This window comes from Cupriavidus sp. 05T313, from assembly GCF_056396665.1.
This window is the reverse complement of the sequence record NZ_JBFTLX010000562.1, coordinates 1-718: the sequence shown is the minus strand read 5'-3', so window position 1 is coordinate 718 and position 718 is coordinate 1. Positions and strand designations below refer to the sequence as shown.

1 protein-coding gene is annotated in these 718 nt (G+C 57.0%); it reads right to left on the bottom strand.

Annotation, left to right across the window (positions count from 1 at the left end; genetic code table 11):
• Window positions 1-243 precede the first annotated feature (243 nt).
• Window positions 244-718, bottom strand: a 475-nt coding sequence (locus AC1DKD_RS41755; protein WP_477144798.1) for a restriction endonuclease, incomplete at its 5' end; no start/stop codon positions are given.

The window sequence follows — 718 nt, the reverse complement described above, 5'->3', positions numbered from 1 at the left end:
GGAGACGCTTTGCACAACGTACGAATGCTCGCCCCTATGTTCCGCAGGCATCAATCGGGGCCTGCGGCTTGTCCTCCGGTGGTGCATCTCAATCGAAATAGGTGAAAAGCTGGGGGCGGCGTCTCTGCGCCCCCAATTCTCCCCCCAGAGCCTAGCCTCTGCCGACGGTACTCGCAACAATACGGGTAAAGAGTCCCTGCCCAGTCTACCAAGTTCTTCTCCATGCCTCACTGCTTCTCGGCATTAAGCTGCCTCCGCCACAATCGGCGACCATGCCATCAGACACTCGTCGAACTCAAAGTTCGTCACCGGATTGGCACCGAGTAGCTCTGCCAGCCGTTGCCGGGTAACCAGTTCAACGTGGTTGGCTTCGGCTTGGCTGACCGCACCGCTGGTAAATGCCTGATTGGTAACGGCTATCTTGCGGAATTTTGTGCCCGCATATTGCGCTTGGTATTTGGCGGCGMCCGCTGTTACCTCTTTGATGGCATCCCATCCGACCTGGTCGTTGATAGAACTCTTGCATTGAAGGAGCACCCCTTCACGCCCTCGCAAGGCTACGACGTCGATACCACCGTCACCACGCCGCTTCGGTGTGACTACTGACTGATATCCAGATTTCCCCCAGAGCAAACAACATAAGACCTCAAAGCTGAAACCGTCCATCCGGTCGACATCGTCCATGGTGAGGTAGCGCTTTGGCACAGCGGCGCCTTCC